This window comes from Mesorhizobium kowhaii (genome assembly GCF_003253745.1).
Taxonomy (GTDB): Bacteria; Pseudomonadota; Alphaproteobacteria; order Rhizobiales; family Rhizobiaceae; genus Mesorhizobium; species Mesorhizobium kowhaii.
This window is the reverse complement of the sequence record NZ_MZXV01000051.1, coordinates 330630-354034: the sequence shown is the minus strand read 5'-3', so window position 1 is coordinate 354034 and position 23405 is coordinate 330630. Positions and strand designations below refer to the sequence as shown.

26 protein-coding genes are annotated in these 23405 nt (G+C 62.9%); 12 read left to right on the top strand and 14 right to left on the bottom strand.

Features of this window, described 5'->3' with window-relative positions; all coding sequences use genetic code 11:
- Nucleotides 1–29 precede the first annotated feature (29 nt).
- Nucleotides 30–1061 (top strand): Ldh family oxidoreductase, encoded by a 1032-nt coding sequence (locus tag B5V02_RS24240; RefSeq protein ID WP_111546574.1) that lies wholly within the window; start codon nt 30–32, stop codon nt 1059–1061.
- A 58-nt stretch (nt 1062–1119) separates the two neighbouring features.
- On the opposite strand, the gene B5V02_RS24235 is transcribed toward B5V02_RS24240, so the two are convergent.
- The 6 genes from B5V02_RS24235 to B5V02_RS24210 form a co-directional block, all read right to left on the bottom strand.
- Nucleotides 1120–1413, bottom strand: coding sequence for a DUF1330 domain-containing protein (locus B5V02_RS24235; RefSeq protein ID WP_111546573.1), 294 nt, complete (start codon nt 1411–1413; stop codon nt 1120–1122).
- 76 nt (nt 1414–1489) lie between these two features.
- Nucleotides 1490–2269: a LamB/YcsF family protein gene (locus B5V02_RS24230; protein ID WP_111546683.1), complete on the bottom strand. Its 780-nt coding sequence runs from the start codon at nt 2267–2269 to the stop codon at nt 1490–1492.
- Nucleotides 2270–2307: 38 nt separating this feature from the next.
- On the bottom strand, nt 2308–2703 hold the full coding sequence (locus tag B5V02_RS24225; RefSeq protein ID WP_111546572.1) for a biotin/lipoyl-containing protein: 396 nt from the start codon (nt 2701–2703) through the stop codon (nt 2308–2310).
- Entirely contained in the window at nt 2693–4066 is a 1374-nt protein-coding gene (gene accC, locus B5V02_RS24220) for an acetyl-CoA carboxylase biotin carboxylase subunit (protein ID WP_111546571.1), read from the bottom strand. The genes B5V02_RS24225 and accC overlap by 11 nt, the downstream gene beginning before the upstream one ends.
- Before the next feature lie 5 nt (nt 4067–4071).
- Nucleotides 4072–4512: an acetyl-CoA carboxylase biotin carboxyl carrier protein gene (locus tag B5V02_RS24215; protein WP_111546570.1), complete on the bottom strand. Its 441-nt coding sequence runs from the start codon at nt 4510–4512 to the stop codon at nt 4072–4074.
- Between the two features lie 8 nt (nt 4513–4520).
- On the bottom strand, nt 4521–5723 hold the full coding sequence (locus B5V02_RS24210) for a pyridoxal phosphate-dependent aminotransferase (protein WP_111546569.1): 1203 nt from the start codon (nt 5721–5723) through the stop codon (nt 4521–4523).
- 204 nt (nt 5724–5927) lie between these two features.
- On the opposite strand from B5V02_RS24210, the gene B5V02_RS24205 reads away from it, so the two are divergent.
- Nucleotides 5928–7106: an NAD(P)/FAD-dependent oxidoreductase gene (locus B5V02_RS24205; RefSeq protein WP_111546568.1), complete on the top strand. Its 1179-nt coding sequence runs from the start codon at nt 5928–5930 to the stop codon at nt 7104–7106.
- Between the two features lie 107 nt (nt 7107–7213).
- Nucleotides 7214–7867 (top strand): GntR family transcriptional regulator, encoded by a 654-nt coding sequence (locus tag B5V02_RS24200; protein ID WP_111546567.1) that lies wholly within the window; start codon nt 7214–7216, stop codon nt 7865–7867.
- A gap of 55 nt (nt 7868–7922) precedes the next feature.
- On the opposite strand, the gene B5V02_RS24195 is transcribed toward B5V02_RS24200, so the two are convergent.
- From B5V02_RS24195 to B5V02_RS24175, 5 genes are all read right to left on the bottom strand, one after another.
- On the bottom strand, nt 7923–8372 hold the full coding sequence (locus tag B5V02_RS24195; protein WP_111546566.1) for a VOC family protein: 450 nt from the start codon (nt 8370–8372) through the stop codon (nt 7923–7925).
- 4 nt (nt 8373–8376) lie between these two features.
- Nucleotides 8377–9156, bottom strand: a complete 780-nt coding sequence (locus B5V02_RS24190) for an SDR family NAD(P)-dependent oxidoreductase (protein WP_111546565.1) — start codon at nt 9154–9156, stop codon at nt 8377–8379.
- A 97-nt stretch (nt 9157–9253) separates the two neighbouring features.
- Nucleotides 9254–10732, bottom strand: a complete 1479-nt coding sequence (locus B5V02_RS24185) for an aldehyde dehydrogenase (protein WP_111546564.1) — start codon at nt 10730–10732, stop codon at nt 9254–9256.
- A gap of 8 nt (nt 10733–10740) precedes the next feature.
- Nucleotides 10741–11328 (bottom strand): thiamine pyrophosphate-dependent enzyme, encoded by a 588-nt coding sequence (locus B5V02_RS24180; RefSeq protein ID WP_111546682.1) that lies wholly within the window; start codon nt 11326–11328, stop codon nt 10741–10743.
- A gap of 5 nt (nt 11329–11333) precedes the next feature.
- Nucleotides 11334–11906 carry a thiamine pyrophosphate-binding protein gene (locus B5V02_RS24175; RefSeq protein WP_111546563.1) on the bottom strand — a complete coding sequence of 191 codons (573 nt, stop codon included), beginning with the start codon at nt 11904–11906 and terminating at the stop codon, nt 11334–11336.
- A gap of 100 nt (nt 11907–12006) precedes the next feature.
- On the opposite strand from B5V02_RS24175, the gene B5V02_RS24170 reads away from it, so the two are divergent.
- The 9 genes from B5V02_RS24170 to B5V02_RS24130 all read left to right on the top strand — a co-directional run bounded on the left by B5V02_RS24170 (nt 12007) and on the right by B5V02_RS24130 (nt 20466).
- Nucleotides 12007–12942, top strand: a complete 936-nt coding sequence (locus B5V02_RS24170; protein ID WP_111546562.1) for a LysR family transcriptional regulator — start codon at nt 12007–12009, stop codon at nt 12940–12942.
- 103 nt (nt 12943–13045) lie between these two features.
- Nucleotides 13046–14194, top strand: coding sequence for an acyl-CoA dehydrogenase family protein (locus tag B5V02_RS24165; protein WP_111546561.1), 1149 nt, complete (start codon nt 13046–13048; stop codon nt 14192–14194).
- An 11-nt stretch (nt 14195–14205) separates the two neighbouring features.
- The gene (locus tag B5V02_RS24160; protein ID WP_111546560.1) at nt 14206–14946 is read left to right on the top strand and encodes an NAD(P)H-dependent oxidoreductase; all 741 of its coding nucleotides are present in this window, start codon (nt 14206–14208) and stop codon (nt 14944–14946) included.
- Nucleotides 14939–16069, top strand: coding sequence for a CaiB/BaiF CoA transferase family protein (locus tag B5V02_RS24155; protein ID WP_111546559.1), 1131 nt, complete (start codon nt 14939–14941; stop codon nt 16067–16069). The genes B5V02_RS24160 and B5V02_RS24155 overlap by 8 nt, the downstream gene beginning before the upstream one ends.
- A gap of 11 nt (nt 16070–16080) precedes the next feature.
- Nucleotides 16081–16926: an HTD2 family dehydratase gene (locus B5V02_RS24150; RefSeq protein ID WP_111546558.1), complete on the top strand. Its 846-nt coding sequence runs from the start codon at nt 16081–16083 to the stop codon at nt 16924–16926.
- Entirely contained in the window at nt 16920–17732 is an 813-nt protein-coding gene (locus B5V02_RS24145; RefSeq protein WP_111546557.1) for an HpcH/HpaI aldolase/citrate lyase family protein, read from the top strand. The genes B5V02_RS24150 and B5V02_RS24145 overlap by 7 nt, the downstream gene beginning before the upstream one ends.
- Nucleotides 17733–17759: 27 nt before the next feature.
- Entirely contained in the window at nt 17760–19136 is a 1377-nt protein-coding gene (locus tag B5V02_RS24140) for an MmgE/PrpD family protein (RefSeq protein WP_111546556.1), read from the top strand.
- Between the two features lie 69 nt (nt 19137–19205).
- Complete coding sequence (locus B5V02_RS24135; protein ID WP_208647130.1) at nt 19206–20090, top strand: RNA polymerase sigma factor; 885 nt, start codon at nt 19206–19208, stop codon at nt 20088–20090.
- Nucleotides 20091–20106: 16 nt separating this feature from the next.
- Nucleotides 20107–20466, top strand: coding sequence for a YybH family protein (locus tag B5V02_RS24130; RefSeq protein WP_111546555.1), 360 nt, complete (start codon nt 20107–20109; stop codon nt 20464–20466).
- Between the two features lie 111 nt (nt 20467–20577).
- Here the strand turns inward: B5V02_RS24130 and B5V02_RS24125 are convergent, their stop codons facing one another.
- The 3 genes from B5V02_RS24125 to B5V02_RS24115 form a co-directional block, all read right to left on the bottom strand.
- On the bottom strand, nt 20578–20880 hold the full coding sequence (locus B5V02_RS24125; RefSeq protein ID WP_111546681.1) for a DUF982 domain-containing protein: 303 nt from the start codon (nt 20878–20880) through the stop codon (nt 20578–20580).
- 254 nt (nt 20881–21134) lie between these two features.
- A complete protein-coding gene (locus B5V02_RS24120) occupies nt 21135–21674 on the bottom strand; it encodes a DUF1697 domain-containing protein (RefSeq protein ID WP_111546554.1) in 540 nt (179 codons plus the stop codon).
- Between the two features lie 21 nt (nt 21675–21695).
- The gene (locus B5V02_RS24115; protein WP_111546553.1) at nt 21696–23333 is read right to left on the bottom strand and encodes a CTP synthase; all 1638 of its coding nucleotides are present in this window, start codon (nt 23331–23333) and stop codon (nt 21696–21698) included.
- Nucleotides 23334–23405 lie beyond the last annotated feature (72 nt).

Genomic DNA, 23405 nt, shown 5'->3' with positions numbered 1-23405 from the left:
CGCATGTAGCCAAACCCCGAAGGCCAGAGATGAGCAATACCGTTCTCACCATCGATGCATTGCATAAGCGCATCGATGCGATTTTCCGCAAGGCCGGACTGAACGCCATCCAGGCCAGCGCCATCGCACGGGTCATCGTCGCGGCGGAACGCGATGCCTGCAAGTCGCATGGTGTCTACCGGATTGAAGGTGCCCTGCGGACGATCAAGGCCGGAAAGGTGGAACCGGACGCGGTGCCTGAATTGCTGCCGCAAGACGCTCCCGCCATCGTGAAAGTGAATGCTAAGCGCGGCTTCGCCAACCCGGCTTTTGAATTGGGCCTGCCGGTGTTGATCGAGCGGGCACGCTCGTGCGGTGTCGCCGCGCTTGTGATCAACGATGCCGTGCATTTTTCCGCCCTTTGGGCCGAGGTCGAAGGATTGACACAAGCCGGTCTTGCCGGCCTGGCCATGTGTCCGAGCTATGCTACCGTCGCCCCGACCGGCGGCAACAGACCCCTGCTGGGCACCAATCCCTTTGCCTTCGGCTGGCCGCGCGAAGGACAGCCACCTTATGTTTTCGACTTCGCGACCTCGGTTGCCGCGCGAGGCGAGATCGAGCTCCATCGCCGGGCCGGCAAAGCGCTGCCGGAAGGCTGGGCCATGGATTCGGATGGCAGGCCAACGACGGATCCCGAAGCTGCCCTGGCGGGTGCCATGCTTTCCTTCGGCGGGCACAAGGGTTCCGCCATCGGAACGATGATCGAGCTGCTCGCCGGGATCATGATCGGCGACCAGACCAGTCCCGAGGCACTCGATCTGCTCGGCACCACGACACTTTTTCCGTCGCATGGAGAGTTGATCATCGCTTTCTCGCCACAAGCTTTTTCCGCCGGCCGTCCCGGAAATCCGCTGGGCCGCGCCGAGGCTCTGTTCGAGGCGATCCTTGGCCAGGGTGCGCGCCTGCCCTCGCAGCGGCGGTTCCTTGCGCGCGCGACAGCGGAAAGGGACGGCATCAGCCTCTCAGCCAAGGAGATCGAACAGCTCGACCGTCTTCTCGACGAAGGCCTCGGCGGCGTTTGAATCGATCGTGAGCCAGTCGGGCGGTTTTGGATGCAGCGAAAACGCGATGGCATTCAAATCAGTCGGTACCCTCGATGAGGATGAAGTCGCCATCGGCGGCGCCTGCCCGCAGAGCCTTGGCTTCGGCATATTCTGGGCTGTCCCAGAATTCCTTTGCCTTGTCGAAGCTCCCAAACTCGAAAATCAATGTGCGGGCTTTGGGGTTTCCTTCCTTGATCAAGGCGGTCTCTGGTTTGACGAAGACGCGGGCGCCATATTGTTTCAGCAAATCGCCCGCAACCTTGGCGTAGTTGGAGTACGCGTCCGAATTGGTGACGGTGACTTGCGCGATAAGATATCCCTTAGTCATCATGACTGCTCCTTAAGTGGTTCCAAAATGGACGAAGTTCGACCTCGCCGCCTGCGCAGCTCTCGGCAGATAGTATTTATCAAGCGATTGCCGCGAATGCTCTAACGCTGATCCCGTCCTCTTCCAGGCGGGCCCGGACGCGCGCGGCAATTACGACTGCCGCCGGCGTGTCACTATGAACGCAGATCGAATCGATTGGTGTTTTGAGCGCCTGCCCGGAAATCGTCTCGATGGCGCCTTGCTTGACCATCCGGACGACCCGTTCCGCCGCCTTCTCCGCATCGTGAATGACCGCGCCTTCCAGCTTGCGCGAGACAAGAAAGCCTTCCTCCGTGTAGGCACGGTCGGCGAAGATCTCGGACCTGACCGTCAGGCCCGCGTCGCGCGCGATCCTGTCTTGGAAGCCCAGCGCAATGGCCAGGCATATCAGGCTGGGATCGACGGCCTTGACCGCGCGCGTCACGGCTTCGGCGACACCGCGGTCGGTCTGGGTAAGGTTGCCCAGCGCGCCATGCGCCTTGACGTAGCGGATCGGGTGGCCGGCATAGGCGGAGAGCGCCTGCGCCGCGCCGATCTGGTAGGCGACCAGCCTTTCGATCTCGTCCACCGAATGCGGGATGACGCGGCGTCCGAACCCCCACAGATCGGCGAAGCTCGGATGCGCGCCAACGGCGACGCCCTTCTCGCGCGCCATCGAGAAAGTGGCCGCCATGATCTCGGGGTCACCGGCGTGAAAGCCGCAGGCCACGTTGGCGGAGCTGACGATGTCGAGGATCGCCGCGTCGTCACCGAGTCTGTAGGCGCCGAAGCCTTCGCCCATGTCGGAATTGATATCGACCTGCAGTCCCTTGGCCGTCATGGCGCTTTCCTCAATGGTTCGAACGATCGCCTGTGCCTTCATGCCAATTCGTAGAGCGGCGTGCCGTAACCGACGACCGCTCCGTCCTCGACCAGCGCCGTGCCGAACACGCCATCTGCTGGCGCCACGACTGCTTTCAGGCATGGGCCAACCTGCAGGACGCCGACGGTCTCGCCCTTGCGAACTGTCTGGCCAGGTTCGGCAACCGGGTGGCCGGTCGTTGGATGATTGAGACGGAACACGCCGACGCCAGGCGCGCGCACGCCCTTGAAGACCATTTCTGCCACCGGCGCTTCGGCCACAGCCACGGGTGTTTCGGCAACAACGGATTGCATAAGCAGGCGCAGCGAAAACCCGGCCTCCGCCAGTTCGATCTCGCCAATGCCCGCGCTTGCGCACCAGGCGGCCAGCCTTTCGATTTCCTCAACCGTCATCGCCGCCTCGTCCCTCGAGCAGACCGCCTTTAATGAGACGGTCGAGATGATGGATATCGAAGCCTCCGGCGGCGAAGCCGCGCTCCTCCATCAGGATGCTGTGCAGCGGCGCGTTGGTGGCGATGCCGACAGCGTCCATCTCGCCCAGCGCCCCGCTCATGCGCCGGATCGCCTCGGCTCGCGTCGCGCCATGCGCCAGCAGCTTGGCCACCAGCGAATCGTAATGCGGCGGCACCGTGTAGCCGGAGTAGAGATGCGATTCGACGCGGATTCCGGGACCGCCGGGCGGCGTCCAGCGCTCGACCCGGCCTGGGTGTGGCCGGAAGCTGTAAGGATCTTCAGCGTTGATGCGGCATTCGACAGCGTGGCCCTGAATGCGGATGTCTTCTTGGCTGAACGACAGGGGCTCGCCCCGTGCGATGCGGATCTGTTCCCGCACAATGTCGATGCCGGTGACAAGTTCGGTGACGGGATGCTCCACCTGCACTCGGGTGTTCATCTCGATGAAATAAAAGTGCCCGTCCTCGTAGAGGAATTCGAAGGTGCCCGCACCGGTATAGCCGATGGTCAGGCATGCGTGGGCGCAGAGGTCGCCGATCTCGGCGATCGCCTCGCGGGCGATGTCGGGCGCCGGAGCTTCCTCGATGATTTTCTGATGGCGGCGTTGCATGGAGCAATCACGCTCGCCGAGCCAGACCGCTGTACCGTGCTTGTCCGCCAGAATCTGGATCTCGATATGGCGCGGGTGCTCGAGGAATTTCTCCAGATAGACTTGCGCGTTGCCGAAGGCCCGGCCGGCTTCCTCTCGCGCCAGCGACACGGCCTCCATCAGTGCGCGCTCTTCGCGCACGATCCGCATGCCGCGCCCGCCGCCGCCGCCCGCCGCCTTCACGATGACCGGATAGCCAATAGCCTCGGCAATGGCGCGCACCGCTTGCCCGTCCTGCGGCAGCGCACCCTCCGAGCCCGAAACGCAGGGAACGCCGGCAGCGATCATCGTACGCTTGGCGGAGACCTTGTCGCCCATGGTGTGGATCGCCGCCGCTGACGGCCCGATGAAGGCAAGGCCGGCATTTTCGACAGCCTCGGCAAAGGCTGCGTTTTCCGAGAGGAAGCCGTAGCCCGGATGGATGGCGCCCGCGCCGGTGAGTTGCGCGGCGGTGACGATTTCCGCGATGTTGAGATAGCTCTCCGTCGAGGCTGCCGGTCCGATGCAGATCGCCCTGTTCGCCAATGCGACATGGCGAAGGCTCGCATCGGCTTCCGAATGGGCCGCCACCGTCTTCAAACCGAGATCGCGGCAGGCGCGCAGGATGCGTAGTGCAATTTCACCGCGGTTGGCGATAAGGACGGTATCGAACATCGCCCTTACCCCAAATCTTCCAGAACGAACAGCACGTCGCCGGACTGCACGGCGGCATGGTCATCGAAAGCGATCTGCACGATCCTTCCGGCGCGATCGGATTCCACGACATTGAACGTCTTCATGGCTTCCAGGACGCCGACCTTCTGCCCTTCCTCGACCACATCGCCGACCGAAGCGAGCGGCGGTTCGCCTTCGTTGCCGGAACGGTAGAACACGCCGGTCAGCGGCGCGCGGATTGAATGCCGCGCGATGGATGGAGCCGTCGGAGCCGGATTTGAGGAAACGGCGGTGCCTAGTGCTGGCCCTGGCTGCGGCGATGCAGATTGCGCCGGCTTCGCCTGCCTGGAAATGCGGATGCGAACCCGATCGCGCTCGACTTCCAGTTCACCAATGGGCGAACGCGAGACAAATTCGATCAGTCTCTGGACGAAGTCGAGATCCATCGCCGGCACTACCGCAACGCTTCCACGGCCTCGGCGATGCGCCCGATCGCTTTTTCGATCAGGTCCATCGACGTGGCTATGGAAATGCGGAAATGCGGCGACAAGCCGTAAGCCGAGCCCTGCACCACCGCGACCCGCGCCTGGTCGAGCAGGTAGAGCGAGAGCTCGTCGTCGCTGCCGATAAGAGTGCCGTCCGGGCGGCGACGGCCGATCAAGGCCGAGCAATTGGGATAGAGGTAGAAGGCGCCCTCCGGCGTCTGGCAGGCGAGGCCAGGGATTGCCCGCAGCAGCTCCAGCGCTCGATCACGCCGTGCCTGGAATTCGAGCGCCCGCGGGCGAAGAAAGTCCTGGGGACCTTCCAGTGCGGCTATGGTCGCGGCCTGCGAGATGGATGACGGGTTCGACGTGCTTTGGCTCTGCACGGTGGCCATAGCGCGGATCAGCGCTTCCGGCCCGCCGGCATAGCCGATCCTCCAGCCGGTCATGGCGTAGGCCTTCGATACGCCGTTGACCGTCAGCGTACGGTCCTTCAGCCGTGGCTCGACAGCGGCGATGGTATGGAAGGTGCGCCCGTCGAACAGAATGTGCTCGTAGATGTCGTCGGTCAGAATGTGGACATGCGGGTGATCGAGCAACACCGCGGCCAGCCCGGCGAGTTCGTCACGACTGTAGACGGCGCCGGTCGGATTGGATGGCGTATTGAGGAGCAGCCATTTTGTGCGCCCGGTGATGGCTTCCCGCAGGGCTTGCGGTTTCAGCTTGAAGCCATCCGTCTCTGTACAGGGGACGACCACGGGCTTGCCTTCACCGAGCAGGACGATGTCGGTGTAGGAAACCCAATACGGTGCGGGAACAACCACCTCGTCACCCGGGGCGAGCGTTGCCAGCAAGGCATTGTAGATGATTTGCTTCGCACCGCCCGCGACAGAGATTTGCGAGGGCTTGTAGTCGAGGCCGTTCTCGCGCCTGAATTTCCCGGCCACCGACTTTTTGAGCGCGGCCGTACCGTCCACCGCCGTATAGCGCGTCTCACCCCTGCGCATGGCCTCGTAGGCCGCCTCGACGATGTGCGGGGGCGTCGGAAAATCCGGCTCGCCCGCACTCAGGCTGACGACGTCGATGCCGGCCGAGCGCATTTCAATGGCCCGGGCGGTGACCGCCATGCTGGGGCTTGGCTTGATGACGTCGAGACGGGGAGCGATGAGGCCCACGGAACAATCCTCGGCATGACTGCCCCGGCCCGCCGGGCAGATGGTGTTCGATACAAATTGGATAATGTATTCTCTTTTCGACGTCAAACCCCTTTTTCTGCGTCAAAGACCGGGCTATGTCTTGTCGGAGAGGCGGCGCCGGTGAGAAAAGTATCCAATCTCCTGCCGCCACGTATGACATTCGAGATAGGGAACACGACCGGAATGGGCACAAACTATGATGTGGTAATCGTCGGCGGAGGCGTCGTCGGCAGCTCGATCGCCTACTTCCTGTCTGCCAATCCGGATTTCGGTGGCAAGATCGCGGTGATCGAGCGGGATCCCTACTACACGGCGTCCTCGTCCTCCTTGTCGACCAGCGCCATTCGCCAGCAGTTCGGTACAGCGCCGAACATCGCCATGTCGCGGTTCAGCATCGACTTCCTGCGTCAGGTAAAGACTCGGCTTGCCATTGGCGACGAGTTGGCCGACATCGGACTGCATGAGCCCGGGTATCTCGTGCTGGCGACGCCTGAGCGGGCCGACGCGCAACGTGCCAAGAACCGCGTTCAGCGCGGCATGGGAGTCGACGCGGAACTGATCGAGCAGGTCGATCTGGCGCGGCGCTTCCCGTGGCTTAACACGGACGATCTCGCCCTCGGCTCACTCGGCCTTGGCAGCGAAGGCTGGTTCGACGGCCCTGGCCTGATGCAGGCATTCCGCCGCAAGGCGCGCACGCAGGGCGTCGACTATCTTGCCGCGACCGTGACCGGACTGACCATGGCGTCTTCCAGCAAGGTAGGTGAAGTGGTGCTGGACAATGGCGACCGGCTTGCCGCCGGCACGGTGATCAACGCGGCCGGACCATGGAGCGCGGGCATTGCCAGGATGGCCGGCGCCGACCTGCCGGTCGTCCCAAGCAAGCGATGCGTCTTCGTCTTCGAAACGCCGGCAAAGATCGAGAACTGCCCCTTCATCTTCGACACAAGCGGCCTCTGGCTGCGGCCGGAAGGTCAGCTCTTCCTGTGCGGTGTTCCGCCGGTCCGCGAGAACGAGCCAGACGACTTTGGCCTGGATGTGGACTACGAACTGTTCGACGAGTTGATCTGGCCAGCGTTGGCCCATCGTGTGCCTGGGTTCGAACAATTGCGGATGCTGCGCGCCTGGGCAGGGCTCTACGAGTACAATACGTTCGACCACAGCGGCATCATCGGTCGACATCCCGAGGTCTCGAACCTTGTGCTGGCCACCGGCTTCAGCGGCCACGGCATGATGCATGCGGCGGCCACCGGCTCAGGCGTCAGTGACCTCATCGCCTACGGCGAGTATCGCTCTATCGACCTGTCGGCCTTCCGCTACGAACGGATCGCCGCCAACCAGCCCATCGAAGAACATGTCTACTGACGCGAAACGGGCGGCATGGCATCGCAGTGACAACGGTGCTATGCGTCCACTTCTTCAATCAAAACGGCGCCATTCAAAAGACTAGGCGGCCGCCCCCAGGCTGATTCATGCTCGTACAAAAGAAAACCATCTCGACCCAGGTCGCCGATGCCATCAGGCAGAAAATCCTGATGGGCGAATACGCGGCCAATCTCCAGTTGCGGCAGGAGCATCTGGCCACCGAGTTCGGGGTCAGCCGAATTCCCGTACGGGAGGCGCTACATCAGCTTCACTCGGAAGGCTTCGTCACGCTGGTTTCCCACAAAGGAGCTGTCGTCACCTCCATTTCCCTGGACGAGATTCTTGAGCTCTACGAATTGCGGGCCCGGATCGAAACATGGCTGCTTGCCTTGGCCATTCCAAGAATGACGGACGCCGACCTCGCGCTTGCCCGGGAACGAGCGGAGCAGCACCAGGAACAGGGCAAGACCGGTGAGTACTCGAACCAGCTGAACTGGAACTTCCACGCCACGCTCTACGCGCCGTCCGGCCGCAAGGCGACGATCGAATTGGTGGGGCGCATCTACCAGCAGTTGGAACGGTACACACGCATGATGGTAACGCTCACCGAGATCCAGGCACAGTCCGACCGCGACCACTGGCAGCTCATAGACCTGTGCGAAGCCAAGGATACACTGCGCGCCGTTGGCCTTTTGGAAATGCATATCATCACCAGCGGCAAATTCCTGGTCGACCGGCTTCAGGAATTGCGGGGCAGCTGACGGACCAGTCGTCCCGCACTCGATCCTCGTCGACCTCCCCAATCCGTCGCGCGGATCATTTGCCGGGCAGATTGGTTGCCCTGGTCAGCAGGATGACGCCTGCTTTGTCGGCCGTGTCGTAGTAGGTGAAGCCGGTGCGATTTTCCCGGCGCCCGCGCATCAGCACGGAAAGCCCGTCGGTTTGCGCCTTGGCTTCGGCGGCGTCCGCATCGCGGACTTCAAAGCCGATATGGAAGACGCCCTCACCCTTGGTATCGAGATGAATCCGCTGTGGTGAAGGATCGCCGCTCGGCTGGCAAAGTTGCAGCTGAACGTTCGGCATGTTGCAAATCCTGTATTGCATCACCCTGAAACCCTCGGGGCTGGGGACCTGGAGTTCTTCGTATTCGGCCAGCGGTGGATAGGCCTCCCACGGCCCGATGCCGATGGAGTCATAGTAGGCCTGCGCCTTGTCGATATCGTGCACGACGATGCAGATGTGATGCAGTTTGTCGAAATTACCCATGTCCTCACTCCTTGATCGGGACTGTATAGTTCAGCACTCGGCGCCCCCCGTCGGGGTAGATTGTCTCGCCGGTGATGTAGGACGCGTCCTCGCTGGCCAGGAACGCCACAACGGAGGCGATTTCGGCTGCGGTTCCGAGGCGCCCGAGCGGTGTGCGCGAAAGAACCGCCCGTCGCATCTCTTCCGAATCGATGAATGTCCCGTCCATGACCATATCCGTCGCGATGGTGCCCGGGCCGACGCCGACCACACGGATGCCGTGGGGAGCGAAGGCGACGGCCGCGGTGCTGGTGACCTGGTTCATACCGCCCTTGGAGATCGCGTAGGTGGCGACGCGCGGGTTGGCGAGGCCCGAATTGATCGACGACATGTTTATGATGACGCCGCCTCGGCCCTGCGCGATCATCTGACGGGCGGCAGCCTGAGTGCCCATGAACGCGCCCTTCAGGTTGACCGCGAGCACCCTGTCGTAGTCCGCCTCGCTGATGTCGAGAAAGTCCTGAACCGGAGCGATGCCGGCATTGTTGACCATGATGTCGATGCGGCCAAACCTGGCGACCGCCGCCGCGACCAGGGCATCGACCTGGTCCTTCTTGCTGACATCCGTGACGACGGCTAGGACGCTATCGGTCGAGCCTATTTCAGCGGCACATTTCTTCAGCTCCGCAGCATTGATATCGCCGAGCACGACAATCGCACCTTCGGCCAGAAGGCGTTCCGCGCAAGCGCGCCCGATACCACGTGCCGCTCCTGTGATGACGGCCACCTTGCCTGCCTGTCTCATATCCAATCCCTCGATCATTGTAAGTCGGCCACAGTCTCAGGGAGCGGTGGGCCGAGCTTGGCCACGGATAAGGATAATTCTCCCACCGAAGCCTACCCTAGCGGATCACGAAGGGATTGGCGGTCTTGCCAGCCGTGTCTATCCACACCGTTTTGGTCTGCAGATAGGAATTGATCGCCTCCTGTCCGCTCTCGCGACCGATACCGCTCCTCTTGTAGCCACCGAAGGGCGCCATATAGGAGACGGCGCGGTATGAATTGATCCAGACCATCCCCGCTTCCATCGCGGCCGCACCGCGCAGCGCCCGGCCCATGTCGCTGGTCCATATCCCCGCCGCCAATCCGTAGGGGCTGTCATTGGCAATGGCGAAGGCCTCGTCCTCGTCGTCGAACGGAATGACGGACAGGATCGGCCCGAACACCTCTTCACGCGCGATTCGCATGGTGTTGTTCACGCCCGTGAAGATGGTCGGCTCGACGAACCAGCCGTCAGCCAATTCGCCAGACGCCGGCTTTCCGCCACCCAGCACGCATAGCGCACCCTCGCGGCGCGCAATGCCGAGATACGAGAGCACCTTCTCGCGTTGGGCTTGCGTGGTAATCGGCCCGACCTGAGTCTCGGCCAGCGCGGGATTGCCCAATCGAGCGCTGGCCGCCAGCGTTATGACGTCCTCCACGAACCGGTCATGTATCTTGCGATGCACCAGCAGGCGTGACCCCGCGATACAGGTCTGGCCGCTGGCCGCGAAAATGCCTGATATCGCGCCGTTGACCGCGCTCTCGATATTGGCATCGTCGAAGACGATGTTGGCCGATTTGCCGCCCAGCTCCAGCGTGACGGTCTTGAGCTGTTCAGCAGCCGCACGGTAAACGGCGATCCCGCCGGGCTCACCGCCGGTGAAGGCGATCTTGGCCACGTCGGGATGGGAAACGAGCGGCACGCCTACATCCAGCGGCATGCCCGTTACGGTGTTGACCACGCCCGGAGGAAACCCCGCCTGCGCGAACAGTTTCACGAACTCCAGTGTCGAGGCCGAGGCGTGTTCCGACGGTTTGATGACGACGGTATTGCCTGCTGCCAGCAGTGGCGCGAGCTTCCATGTCAGAAGCAGAAGCGGCGAGTTCCAAGGCACGATTGCCGCAATGACACCCAGCGGCTCGTGGCGGGTGAAGGCGAACATGCCCGCCTTGTCGATCGGCAGCACCGCGCCTTCGATCTTGTCGGCAAGACCGCCGAAATAGCGGAACCATTCCGGGATATAGCGCAGCTGCGCCGTCATTTCGGTGATCAGCTTGCCGTTGTCGCGCGTCTCGATGGCGGCAATGCGCTCCGCGTTGTCGGCGATCAGGTCAGCCAGCCGCACAAGCAGCTTGCCGCGAGCGGTGGGCGTGATGCCAGCCCATTCCTTCGACCGGAAGGCCGCTTTGGCGGACGCCACAGCAGCGTCCACCTCGGCCTCTCCACCGCGCGGGATCAGCGCCCACGGCCTGCCGGTAAAGGGATCATGGCTCTCGAATGTATCGGCGGTCGCTTGGAGCCGACCGCCGACCGTGTTCTGGAAGCTGACCAGCGCCATATCGACCCTCAACAGGTGGCAAAGCCCAAATGGGCGCGAAAGCGGTTCTTGACCTCGACCGCGTCGCGCGGTGGCAGCGAGCGCGGCAGATTCTCGGCTGTGATTTTCAGCACGAAAAGGCGCGGACCGTCGGCCGGGCGACGAAGCTTTTCACACAGCGTGTCGACCTCCTCCAGCGAACGCAATTCGGCGGTTTCCGAGAAACCGCAAGCGGCCGCGACCTTGTCGAAACCAATGCCCTTACCGGTATGGCTGGACTGCATGCCGGTCTCGCCGAAATGCTGGTTGTCGAGCACGATCAGGTCGAGGTTTTTGGGCCGCGCCACCGAGATCGTCGCCAGCGAACCGAACGCCATCAGCTGTTCGCCATCTCCGGTGATCACCATGACCCGCTTGCTGGGCTGAGTCTGGGCGAGCCCGAGGCCGATCAGCGCAGCACCCCCCATGGCGCCCCAGAGATAATAGTTGTCGTTGCGATCACCGGCCGCATGCACGTCATAGCTCGGCGAGCCGAGACCGGTCACCACCAATGCGCCGTCGCGGGCATCAAGGAGCTTCTTCACCGCAACCCGGCGGTCCATAGTCGGTAAATTCATGTCGCTCACCACTTCTTCTTGCCGAGCAGCCGCTGCCCGATCAGCACCGCGATCTGCTGGTCGGCGTCGAAAGCCATCACAGCCGCTTGCGCCACCGTCTCCACGAGGTCGGGACCGGTTTCGGCGCGCAGCACCTTGAGGCCGATCGCCTTCAGCGAAGCCTCGGTCGCCTGCCCCATCGGCACTTGCCACGGGTTGAACTCGGCCCATTCGCCTCGCATCGTCACCAGGACGAGCAAGGGAAAGCGCGCATGTACGGGAAGCGACAGCATGTTGATGCAGTTGCCGACGCCTGAGGATTGCATGAGCACGACGCTCCGCTTGCCGCCGAGCCAGGAGCCTGCGGCAATGGCGATGCCCTCCTCCTCCGTCGTCAGGACATTGGTGACGACCTCGGGATCCTCACCGAAGAGGCGAATCAATGTGGTATGGCCGGCATCGGGCACATAGGACATCTGGCTGATGCCGGCGGCCTTCAGCACGTCGTAGACCTGATCCGGCCACTGCTTTTCAGACGCCGCCGGAGTGGGTGCAACAGCAGCCGTCTCCGGGTGTTTCGCTTGTAGGCTCGCCGTCACCTTGGACCTCCGAGAACTGAATTGCCATTAGATTACCTCGGCCATCCGATCTAATCTTCGTCTCTTTCTTGTGATCAGATATAATGATATTTGATAGCTCATGGAGTTATCGCAGCTGCGTACCTTGATCCACGTCGCCGAACTCGGCAGCCTCAGCAAGGCTGCCGACCGGCTACACATTGCGCAGCCGGCGCTCAGCCGGCAGGTGCGCATGCTGGAGGAGGAATTGGGTTTTGCCCTTTTCCTGCGCCACGGCCGCGGCATGGTGCTGTCCGAGCAGGGCAAGGAGGTTCTGACACACGCCATGCGCGTGATGGCCGAGATCGACGAGATCCGCGCCACAGCCACTCCCGCCAACGCGCCGCTGACCGGCGAAGTCGCCATCGGCCTGCCACCCACCGTTGCGGACATTATTTCGTTGCCGCTGGCTGCAGCCTTCGGCAAGGCTCACCCCAAAGCGAAACTCAGACTTGTCAGCGCCTACACCGGCTATTTGCTGGACTGGATGCACCGGGGCGAGGTGGACGTCGCGGTGCTCTACGACCCGCGCATGGCGCGTTCGTTGCGCTCGCGCCCGTTGCTCCTGGAAAATCTCTTCCTGATCGGACCTCCAGACGCGGGGTTTTCAACCGTGCGTGCCGTATCGTTCGCCTCGCTCGCCGGCAAGCGCCTGCTGCTGCCCAGCATCAAGCATGGGCTGCGCATCATCGTCGAACGCTGCGCCACTGATGCCGGCATCACGCTCGATGTCGGCATCGAAGCGGACTCGTACTCCGCGCTGAAGGACCTGGTGCGCAACGGCCATGGCTGGACGATCCTGCCGCTCGCTCCTATCCATGCCGACGTGACCGCCGGGCTGCTCACCGCCGCGCCGCTGATCGATCCCGTGCCCGTGCGCCGCCTGATCCTTGCATACCCGGCAGACCGGCCTGCCTCGCGGCTGGCTCGGTTTGCCGGACAAGCGATTGAGGACATCGCCAAGGACCTGGTGGGGCGGGCGGTCTGGGTGGGCCAGCTTCTCGGCCCCTCACCTTAAGCATTTGAATTTAGTTATATCTGATCACGCCTGCCTTGCATTGCTGATAGGATGTAGAGGCGCGATAGTGAGGCCCGCAGCAAGACGAAGGCCGGACACCCTCATGGAACACTATCAGGACATTCGCGATGCCGTCGCCAGGCTGTGCGCCCGCTTCCCCGGAGAATACTGGCGCGCGCTCGACAGGGACATGGCCTATCCCGGTGAATTCGTCGGAGCGTTGACCGAGGCCGGCTGGCTCTCGATCCTGATCCCGGAGGCGTATGGCGGCTCGGGCCTGCCGCTTTCGGCCGCCGCCGCGGTGCTGGAGGAAATCCAGCGCGCCGGCTGCAATGGCGGTGCCTGCCATGCACAGATGTACACGATGGGCACGCTTCTTCGCCACGGCTCGGAAGCACAGAAGCAGCAATATCTGTCGAAGATCGCCACGGGAGAATTGCGCCTGCAAGCCTTCGGCGTCACGGAACCGACCAGTGGTACCGACACCGGCGCGCTCAAGACCACTGCGCGGCTCGACGGCGATCATTTCGTGGTCAAGGGCCAGAAGATCTGGACCAGCCGCGCCGAGCATTCGGATTTGATGCTGCTCCTGGCGCGGACCACACCGCTCAAGGACGGCATGAAGAAGACCGACGGCCTCTCCGTCCTCATCGTCGACATGCGCGAAGCCGTTGGCAACGGCCTCACCATCCGGCCGATCCGCACCATGATGAACCATGCCACCACCGAAGTCTTCTTCGATGATCTGCGCGTGCCCGCCGAGAACCTGATCGGCGAAGAGGGAAAGGGATTCCGCTACATTCTCTCAGGCATGAACGCCGAGCGTATCCTGATTGCAGCCGAATGCGTCGGCGATGCGAAATGGTTCATCGAAAAGGCGAGCATCTACGCAAAGGAACGGCATGTGTTTGGCCGAGCGATCGGCCAAAACCAGGGCATCCAGTTTCCGATCGCCAGAGCCTACGCCAACATGCGCGCGGCCGAACTGATGGTGCGCGAGGCGCTGAACCTCTACGAGGCCGGCAAGAACCCCGGCGCCGAAGCGAACATGGCCAAGATGCTGGCGGCCGACGCTTCGAACGAGGCTGCCAATGTCTGCATCCAGACGCATGGCGGGTTTGGCTTCGCGGAGGAATACGACGTGGAGCGCAAGTTCCGCGAGACCCGCCTTTATCAGGTCGCGCCAATCTCGACCAACCTCATCCTGTCATACCTTTCCGAGCACGTGCTCGGGCTGCCGCGTTCCTACTAGGAGGTGTCGCCGTGAACGTCCTCATCGTCTACGCCCACCCGGAACCCAAATCCTTCAACGGCGCCATGAAGGATCTGGCTGTGGAAACCTTGACCCGCGCAGGCCACGATGTGGTCGTCAGCGACCTCTATGCGATGGGCTTCAATCCTGTCGCAGGGCCGGGCGACATATTAGGCGAGCGCAACGATCCGGAGTTCTTCAGCCTGCCGCGCGAGCAGACCGCCGCCTACGAGGCCGGTGCGCTCTCGGCCGACATCAGCGCCGAGATCGAAAAACTGAAGCGGGCGGACTTCGTGCTGTTCCAGTTTCCCGTCTGGTGGTTTGGAATGCCCGCAATCCTCAAGGGCTGGGCCGACCGTATCTTCGCGCGCGGTTTTGCCTATCTGCCGGGCCGCAAATACGACACCGGCATATTCAAGGGAAAGCTCGCGATGGTGGCCGCTACCACGGGCACTTCGGCCGACACCTATGCGCCCGACGGCATTGATGGCGACATCCTCACGGTGCTGTGGCCGATCCACAATGGTTTGTTGCGCTATTCCGGGTTCGACGTGCTGCCGCCCTTTGTCTCCTACATGCCGGGCCGCGTCGGCGATGATGGCCGCAAGGCCTATCTGGAGGCCTACCGCAAGAGGCTCGAGGATATCGACGGCACGCCGCGGCTGTTCTTCCACACCGCCGAGGACTACGGCAAGAACGAGCGACTGAAGCCTGGTGTGCTCGCCCGCTCCGGGGTGCAGCGCAATGTCTGATGCTGGCCGCCCATTGGAGGGCCTGTTTGTCGTTTCCATCGAGCAGGCTGTCGCCGCTCCGCTTTGTACGGTCCGCCTTGCCGACGCCGGCGCCCGCGTCGTGAAGATCGAGCGCCCGGAAGGCGAAACCGCGCGTCACTACGATTCCGCCGTGGAAGGCATGTCGGCCTATTTCGTCTGGCTCAACCGCGGCAAGGAGAGCGCCGTGCTCGACCTGAAGGCAAAAGACGACCTGGCTTTGCTGCACCGGATGGTGGCACGCGCGGACGTTCTCGTGCAGAACCTCGCGCCAGGCGCCATCGACAGGCTCGGCCTCTCCGCAGATGCAATCGCGAAAAAGTTCCCCCGGCTGATCGCCATCAACATCGTCGGTTACGGGCAGGACACGCCTTACGCGGCCATGCGCGCTTACGACATGCTGGTGCAGGCGGAAAGCGGCATCTGCGCCGTCACCGGCACACCGGACACGCCGAGCAAGATCGGGGTTTCCGCCGCCGACATCGCCACCGGCATGAATGCCCACGCGTCGATCCTCGAAGCCTTGTTGGCGCGCGAGAAGACCGGGCGCGGTCGCATTGTCGAGATCGCCATGTTCGACGGCATGGCCGACTGGATGACCGTGCCGCTGCTGCACTACGAACATGCGGGCCGCGAGACCCAAAGATATGGCCTGGCACACGCTTCGATCTACCCCTATAGACCCTATGCCTGCAGGGATGGCGCCTTGGTCGTGTCCATTCAGCAGAACAGTGAATGGAAGCGCTTCTGCAGCGTCGTGTTGCAAAGACAGGATCTCTTCGCCGACGAACGCTTCGCCACCAATGCCTGGCGGGTGGCCAATCGCACGGCACTCGATGAAGAGATCGAACCGATCTTCGCGGCAATCGACTGCGAAGAGGCCATAAATCGTCTCAACGAGGCGCAGATCGCGTGGGGTCGGGTGAGCGAGATGCATGACCTGCCGCACCACAAGGCGATGCGCCGGACAGAGGTGGCGCTACCGGACGGCAAGCGCATCGCAGTGCCGGTGCCGGCAGGGCGGCCGGAGGGGTTCGCAACGGTCCCCAACGTCCCCGCGCTCGGCGTCGATACGGATCGAATCCGGTCCGAATTCGCCGCCTGACGAGGACGCTGATGAGCCTGGACACGAGCACCACGCTGCAGGAATGGATTGGGCGCACGCACGAGGTCGAGGACATTGTGACCCCGCGCCTGCTGGCCAGCTTCGCCGCCACGCTTGGGGACTATGCAGTGCAAACCACCAACGGCGCGGCCCCGCCTGGACTGCACTGGTGCCTGACGCCCGACATTGCCGACATGCGCGAACTCGGACCTGACGGGCACCCGGCCAAAGGCGGCTTCCTGCCACCGGTGCCGCTTCCGCGCCGCATGTGGGCTGCCAGCGACGTGCGTTTCATGGCTCCGATCCGCTCAGGCGACGGCATCCGCCGCCGCTCGAAATTGACCGCTATCGAGGAGAAGCAGGGCCGCATCGGCCCGCTCACCTTCGTCACGGTCCGGCACGACATTGCCAACGACGCCGGTCCCGTGATCGAGGAAGATCAGACCATTGTCTATCGTCCAGCCGAGGCTGCTGCGGCAAGCCCTGCCCTACCGGCAAGTCCAACCTTGGCTGCATCACACGAGCGCGCGGTCGATGTGGATTCGGTGTTGCTCTTTCGGTATTCCGCACTGACGTTCAATGGGCATCGTATCCACTACGATGCGCCCTATGCCACGACGGTCGAGGGATATCCTGGGCTCGTCATCCATGGGCCGCTCCAGGCGACGCTGCTCCTGAACTTCGCCACCTCCATTGTCGGCCAGTCGCCGCGTCGATTCTCATTCCGGGGCGTGCATCCGGCGATCGGCCCACAGCGCCTGCTTCTGAGCGCAACGTCCCCGGGCAATGACGGCATGGCTCTCGAGGTGCGGTCGGCCGCCGGCCATGTGACAGTGAAGGCCACGGCGCAATGGTGAGCTTCGTCACGCCTGTCGCGCCGCTTTTCGTTCCGGGCTCGCGGCCGGAGAGGTTTGCCAAGGCCGACAACAGCGGCGCGGACGCAGTCATTCTTGACCTCGAGGATGCCGTCGCCCCAGGCGACAAGGACCACGCCCGGGAAGCGGTTGTTGCTTATGCAGCCACGCTGAAATCTTCGGTCGTGGTCCGCATCAACGCCGCCGGCACACCTTGGCACGACACGGATATCGACGCCGTGCGCCGCCTCGACGGCGTCTCTGTCATGCTGCCCAAGGCCGAGCGTCCAGAAGACATCGCCAATATGACCAGCTATCTGGCACGCGGTGTTTGCGTCATCGCGCTGGTCGAGAGTGCCGTCGGCCTGGCCAACCTGCCGGACATATTGGCTACCCCTTGCGTCGTTGCCGTCGCCTTCGGCTCGGTTGACTTCTCGCTCGATCTCGGTTGCGCACATGATCGACTGACCCTGCTTGCGGCTCGCAACGAAATCGTCTGGCGCTCGCGCGCGACTGGCCGTGCCGCGCCGATCGACGGCGTAACGACCGACCTGAGCAGTCCTGAAATCACCGAGGATGACGCACGCCACGCCATGAAGATGGGCTTCGGCGGCAAGATGGCGATCCATCCGAGGCAGATCGAGCCGATTCGCATTGCCTTTCGCCCGAGCGAGAACCAAATCACCTGGGCACGCGACATCGTCGACGCAGCCTCGTCCGGCGAAGCTGTCCAGGTGAATGGCGAGATGGTGGATCGGCCGGTCATCGAGCGGGCAAGGCGGATCCTGCGCCGGGCCGCCTTGGTCTAGAGGGCGCGTGCAGAGGAGGAACAGCAGATGAGCCTGGACACCGCCGATGGGCCAACCGCCAGGCTTTGCGCCTTCATTGCCGAACTCGACTTCGAGCAAATTCCGCCGCGCGTCGTTCATTTCGCGAAAGGACTGATGATCGACTGGCTCGGCTCGGCCCTCGCCGGCAAGGGCGCGCACCAGGTCGAGATGATCGACGGCTTTGCTCGCGCGATGGGGCCGGCGGACGGCCCAAGCATCATCATCCCGACGAGGCGGCGCACAAGCCCCTACTTCGCGGCGATGGTCAATGCCGCAGCCTCCCATGTCGTGGAGCAGGACGACGTTCACAACGGCTCGGTCTTTCACCCGGCGGCAGTGATCTTTCCAGCCGTCCTGGCGGTTGCCGAGGCCGAGAAGAAGACCCGGCGGGAGATGTTGACTGCCTGCATCGCCGGCTATGAGGTAGGCATCCGCGTCGGTGAGTTCCTGGGGCGCTCGCACTACGAGATCTTCCACACAACGGGCACGGCTGGGGCAGTGGCCGCGGCCGCGGCTGTCGGCAAGCTGATCGGGCTGGACGCAGCCGGCCTCAGCCATGCACTCGGCTCCGCCGGCACGCAGGCGGCGGGGCTCTGGGAATTCCTGCGTGACGCCGCCGATTCCAAGCAGCTTCATACGGCGCGAGCCGCCGCCAACGGCCTGTTCGCTGCCTTTTTGGCACGCGATGGCTTCAAAGGTGCTGCCAAAATCCTCGAAGGGAAAAAGGGCATGGCGGCCGGCATGTCCAGCGACGCCGATCCGGCCCGCCTGACGGACGGCCTTGGTAACCGTTGGGTAACCGAGGAGACGTCCTTCAAATGGCATGCCTCCTGCCGGCACACTCATCCGGCCGCCGACGCGCTGCAGCTTCTCATGCGCCGCGAAGGGCTCGGCCCGGACGATATTGCGGACGCGGTGGCTCATGTCCACCAGGGAGCCATCGATGTCTTGGGCGCGGTGGATGTCCCTCAAACCGTCCACCAGGCGAAGTTTTCCATGGGAACGGTTTTGGGGCTGATCGCTGTCCACGACATCGCCGACCTCGACGCGTTCGAACGCCACGCACTTACCGACACCCGCGTCGCCCGTTTCCGCGCGAAGGTGCGTATGGAACTCGACGCCGAGGTCGACACCCTTTATCCCAAGCAATGGGTCGGCAAGATCAGCGTCACTGCCGTTGATGGCCGCAAACTCGACGCCCGCGTCGACGAGCCCAAGGGCGACCCCGGCAACACGCTTGCGAAACAGGAATTGGAAGCCAAGGCTATACGCCTTGCCGAATTTCGAGGCGGCGCCACCGTTGACGAGATGCGCCGCTGCATAGCCCGTATCTGGAAGCTCGATCAGCCCGGGAGGGCCGTGGATTTATTTGCAGAGCCTTAGTCCGCTATAGCGCCGAACGCTCGAGCTTTCGATGCCGCAGATTCAGCCTTCCTGGTCTCACCGGCGGCAATGGGCCAACGGCTGGCCAGGACCAAGAACAAGATTAGACGCGCCAAGGTTCCCTTGGGCGTGCCCGACAAGGCTGACATGCGCCAACGGCTGGGCGCAGTGCTGGAGGTGGTCTCCGGTGCCGATGCGGGCCTGCGCGATCTCGCCGAGGAGGCGATCTGGCTCGGCTGGCTGATCGTCGCGCTGTTGCCGGAGGAGGCCGAAGCACTCGGTCTGCTGGCGCTGATGCTCTACTCACATGCGCGGCTTGCAGCCCGGCGCGGTCCGGAGGGCGAATTCGTGCCGCTGGCCGATCAATATCCTACGCTATGGAATGCAGGGATGATCGACGAAGCCGAGGTCTTGCTTAATCGCGCCAGTGGGTTTGACGCCTTCGACCGCTATCAATTGGAAGGGGCGATCCAATCGGCCCACGTCGCGCGACGCCGTACAGGCACGACTGATTGGGTGGCGATTGAGCGTCTTTACGATGGCCTTTGCGCAATTACCGGCTCGCCGGTCGCGGCAATCAATCGTGCGATCGCCGTGGCGCGGACGCGCGGCCCGGCCGCAGGGCTGGCGGCGCTGCCAATGCCGGACCCCGGCAGCCGGCTTATCGAGTTTCAACCCTATTGGGCCGTGCGTGCCGAGCTTCATGCGCGAATGGGGAACATGGTCGCGGCGGACGAAGCCTATGAACAAGCGATCGGGCTGGAAGCAGACCCTGCCGTGCGCCGCTTCTTGCAAAAAGCTCGGCGAGCGACCGTTCTCGCTTCAAGGCGGGCGTCTCGCCCCACGATTGGCACGCCCTCAACCACTGAGCCCGATCGCATCGCTGATCCAGAAAATTCCTCGACCTGTCACGGACGGTGCCGAACAGTTTGCGATAAGATTTCGACTGGATGACAAGTGGAGGCCAGGCATGGACGACACAGCCGGGAGAAAGCCTGTCTACGATCCCCAGCAACTGGAGCCCCTGCTGGTTTGGCGGCAGCATGCGGGCGATGTCGACGGCATGATGGCCCTGTTCGAACCCGATGCGGTGATCGATTGTGGCGGCGGAAATTTGCTGCGCGGCAAGGAGGCCATTCGCAGCTACTATGTCGAGATCGTCGCGTCAGGACGAAAGTTTGCCATGGGCGAGCAGCGGCCGGCGCTCTTTTGCGGCGATCTCGCCCTCACATCGACCCGGCTTCCCGACGGTGACGTGACCAGCGAGGTTGCCCGGCGGCAAGGCGATGGCAGCTGGCTGTGGGTGATCGACCGATATTCCGTCACTTGAGAAGGGTTTGAGCCGGCGAACCTTCGATGCGCGTCATTCCAGAGCGCAGCACAAACAAAACCCCGCGCCGCCACGGCGCGAGACCTTGCAAGACCGCCAAGAGAACAGGCGTTACCGCCTCAGCGCATACACCTTGGCTTCGCCTTCGCCGCCTAGGGGCAATGCCATGTCGTCATCGAGAAGGCGCGTGATGCGGGCAAAGCCTGTGAACGCTTTTCTTGCTTCCTCGGCCGACATCTGGCCCGACAAGGCGGCCGAGCAGCAATTCAGCGCGCACTGATAGACCGGACCGCGCCGTCCCGTCGGCCATTTCCGCAAGAACACCATGGCCTCGGCAACACTATCGATTTCTTCAGCAGGATATCCCTGCCCGCGCGAAATCCGCACGGGCGAAAAGAAATGCAGATAATCCATCGTTTCCTCCCGGTCGACCACCGCACGGTCGAACCCAATGAAACGCGCCATCCGCAGGTTGGTTCCGTGCAAAGAAGCGGAATTTTGAATAGTCGCGATACGCGGAAATTCGAATCACTCGACCGACGAATGCAAACCGGCCCACCATCGCGTCCGATCGATAGTTGCGGTTCTCATTGAATATCTTAAGGCCAAAGCCGGCAAATGGATTGCTTGTCGGTTCCCCTGCGGGCGGCGCAATGCCGCCCCAGACCCTACCCGCCGACCATCTCGGCCAGTCTGCGCACCGTGTTCCAGTTGCGCGACGTGCCGATGCCCAAACGCTTGTGGCTGGTTGCCGCAAGTAGCCGCGAACTAGGCCTCTCACGCGAAAAGACAACCCAGATGTCGCCGCCGACCGACAGCACCTTCTCATGCGCTGCGGCATAGGCTTGGAGCGCCGCTACAGCATCCACGGGCGCGGGCTTGCGCATCACGCGCACTGCCACCTGGTCGCCGGCTTCGGCGGACTCGCCCGGGAACGGATTGCCAGCGGCAAGCGACAGCCAATCCTCGGCACCGCGCACGATGATGTCGACATGCTTGCCGAAGGCTTTTTCGAACGCCGCCTCCAGCCGCCTTTCAAGCGCCGCGATGGAGGTCTCTTCTGTCTCGAAGACCAGATTGCCGGTCGCCACCAAGGTGCGAACATTCGTCAAGCCGAGGTCTTCCGCCATCGCCTTGAGGTCGGCCATGACGACCCGCCGTCCCTCGCCCAGGATGATGCTGTAGAGGAGCGCGACATAGGTCTGCATCGCCCGGCCAGCCAGTGGTCGTTACACCAGCCGGCTCTGTTCCACCGCCGCCTCGATGAAGCTGGCAAACAGCGGATGCGGGTCCAGCGGCCGGCTTTTCAGTTCCGGATGATACTGCACGCCGATGAACCAGGGATGGTCGGGGTACTCGACCGTTTCCGGCAGCACGCCATCCGGTGACATGCCGGCAAACACCAGGCCGCAATCCTCGAGCCGCTCCTTGTAATCGACATTGACCTCGTAGCGGTGGCGATGACGCTCGGAAATCTGCGTATCGCCATAGATCTCGGCGATCTTGGAACCCTTGGCGAGATCGGCCTGATAGGCGCCGAGCCGCATCGTGCCGCCGAGATCGCCGGTTTCCCGGCGCTTCTCCAGCATGTTGCCTTTCAGCCATTCGGTCATCAGCCCGACGACCGGTTCATCGGTTGGGCCGAATTCGGTCGATGAGGCGTGCTCGACGCCGGCCAGCGACCGTGCCGCCTCGATGCAGGCCATCTGCATGCCGAAGCAGATGCCGAAATATGGCACCTTTCGCTCACGCGCGAACTTCGCCGCCAGGATCTTGCCTTCGGAGCCGCGCTCGCCAAAGCCGCCGGGAACCAGGATGCCATGCACCTTTTCCAGCCAGGGCGTCGGATCTTCCTTTTCGAAGATCTCCGATTCGATCCAGTCGAGTTTGACCTTGACATGGTTGGCCAGGCCGCCATGCGAAAGCGCCTCGATCAACGATTTGTAGGCATCCTTGAGGCCGGTATATTTGCCGACCACGGCGATGGTCACCTCGCCTTCAGGATTGTGGATGCGGTTGGATACCGCCTGCCAGGGCTCCATGCGCGGCTTCGGCGCCGGATCGATGCCGAAAGCGGCCAGCACTTCCGAATCAAGCCCTTCCTTGTGATAGGCCATCGGCACGTCGTAGATATGCGGCACGTCGAGCGCCTGGATGACCGCGCTTTCCCTGACATTGCAGAACAGTGACAGTTTTCTGCGCTCTTCCTTGGGAATGGCGCGGTCGGCGCGAACCAGCAGGATGTCCGGCGCGATGCCGATGCCGCGCAGTTCCTTGACCGAATGCTGGGTCGGCTTGGTCTTCAGCTCACCCGCCGTCGGGATGTAGGGCATCAGCGTCAGATGCACGTAGACAGCGTTGTTGCGCGGCAGGTCATTGCCAAGCTGACGGATCGCCTCGAGGAACGGCATCGCCTCGATATCGCCGACCGTGCCGCCGATCTCACACAGCACGAAATCATAGTCGTCATTGCCGTTGAGGACGAAATTCTTGATCTCGTCGGTAACGTGCGGGATGACCTGCACGGTGGCGCCAAGATAGTCGCCGCGCCGCTCGCGCTCGATGATGTTCTTGTAGATGCGGCCGGTGGTGATGTTGTCCTGTTGGTTGGCCGAGCGGCCTGTAAATCGCTCGTAGTGGCCAAGATCAAGATCGGTCTCCGCACCGTCATCGGTGACGAAAACCTCGCCATGCTGGTACGGCGACATCGTGCCCGGATCGACATTGAGGTAGGGATCGAGTTTTTTGATGCGTGCGCGATAGCCTCGCGCCTGCAAGAGAGCCCCAAGGGCCGCTGCAGCTATGCCTTTTCCAAGTGAGGAAACCACGCCGCCTGTGATGAATACATATCGCGCCATGGGAGTCATCGCTTAACGCGGCCGGATTGATTCCGCCAGAGAAAAAACCACCGCGAAGGTTTTTTCCCAAGAAGGCGCGAT

Bases quoted from the DNA above. Each gene is read 5' to 3' on its own strand.
- B5V02_RS24240 (WP_111546574.1), top strand. From the start codon at position 30: ATGAGCAATACCGTTCTCACCATCGATGCATTGCATAAGCGCATCGAT.
- B5V02_RS24235 (WP_111546573.1), bottom strand. From the start codon at position 1,413: ATGATGACTAAGGGATATCTTATCGCGCAAGTCACCGTCACCAATTCG.
- B5V02_RS24230 (WP_111546683.1), bottom strand. From the start codon at position 2,269: ATGACGGCCAAGGGACTGCAGGTCGATATCAATTCCGACATGGGCGAA.
- B5V02_RS24225 (WP_111546572.1), bottom strand. From the start codon at position 2,703: ATGACGGTTGAGGAAATCGAAAGGCTGGCCGCCTGGTGCGCAAGCGCG.
- accC (WP_111546571.1), bottom strand. From the start codon at position 4,066: ATGTTCGATACCGTCCTTATCGCCAACCGCGGTGAAATTGCACTACGC.
- B5V02_RS24215 (WP_111546570.1), bottom strand. From the start codon at position 4,512: ATGGATCTCGACTTCGTCCAGAGACTGATCGAATTTGTCTCGCGTTCG.
- B5V02_RS24205 (WP_111546568.1), top strand. From the start codon at position 5,928: ATGGGCACAAACTATGATGTGGTAATCGTCGGCGGAGGCGTCGTCGGC.
- B5V02_RS24200 (WP_111546567.1), top strand. From the start codon at position 7,214: ATGCTCGTACAAAAGAAAACCATCTCGACCCAGGTCGCCGATGCCATC.
- B5V02_RS24195 (WP_111546566.1), bottom strand. From the start codon at position 8,372: ATGGGTAATTTCGACAAACTGCATCACATCTGCATCGTCGTGCACGAT.
- B5V02_RS24190 (WP_111546565.1), bottom strand. From the start codon at position 9,156: ATGAGACAGGCAGGCAAGGTGGCCGTCATCACAGGAGCGGCACGTGGT.
- B5V02_RS24185 (WP_111546564.1), bottom strand. From the start codon at position 10,732: ATGGCGCTGGTCAGCTTCCAGAACACGGTCGGCGGTCGGCTCCAAGCG.
- B5V02_RS24180 (WP_111546682.1), bottom strand. From the start codon at position 11,328: ATGAATTTACCGACTATGGACCGCCGGGTTGCGGTGAAGAAGCTCCTT.
- B5V02_RS24170 (WP_111546562.1), top strand. From the start codon at position 12,007: ATGGAGTTATCGCAGCTGCGTACCTTGATCCACGTCGCCGAACTCGGC.
- B5V02_RS24165 (WP_111546561.1), top strand. From the start codon at position 13,046: ATGGAACACTATCAGGACATTCGCGATGCCGTCGCCAGGCTGTGCGCC.
- B5V02_RS24155 (WP_111546559.1), top strand. From the start codon at position 14,939: ATGTCTGATGCTGGCCGCCCATTGGAGGGCCTGTTTGTCGTTTCCATC.
- B5V02_RS24150 (WP_111546558.1), top strand. From the start codon at position 16,081: ATGAGCCTGGACACGAGCACCACGCTGCAGGAATGGATTGGGCGCACG.
- B5V02_RS24145 (WP_111546557.1), top strand. From the start codon at position 16,920: ATGGTGAGCTTCGTCACGCCTGTCGCGCCGCTTTTCGTTCCGGGCTCG.
- B5V02_RS24140 (WP_111546556.1), top strand. From the start codon at position 17,760: ATGAGCCTGGACACCGCCGATGGGCCAACCGCCAGGCTTTGCGCCTTC.
- B5V02_RS24135 (WP_208647130.1), top strand. From the start codon at position 19,206: ATGGGCCAACGGCTGGCCAGGACCAAGAACAAGATTAGACGCGCCAAG.
- B5V02_RS24130 (WP_111546555.1), top strand. From the start codon at position 20,107: ATGGACGACACAGCCGGGAGAAAGCCTGTCTACGATCCCCAGCAACTG.
- B5V02_RS24125 (WP_111546681.1), bottom strand. From the start codon at position 20,880: ATGGATTATCTGCATTTCTTTTCGCCCGTGCGGATTTCGCGCGGGCAG.
- B5V02_RS24120 (WP_111546554.1), bottom strand. From the start codon at position 21,674: ATGCAGACCTATGTCGCGCTCCTCTACAGCATCATCCTGGGCGAGGGA.
- B5V02_RS24115 (WP_111546553.1), bottom strand. From the start codon at position 23,333: ATGACTCCCATGGCGCGATATGTATTCATCACAGGCGGCGTGGTTTCC.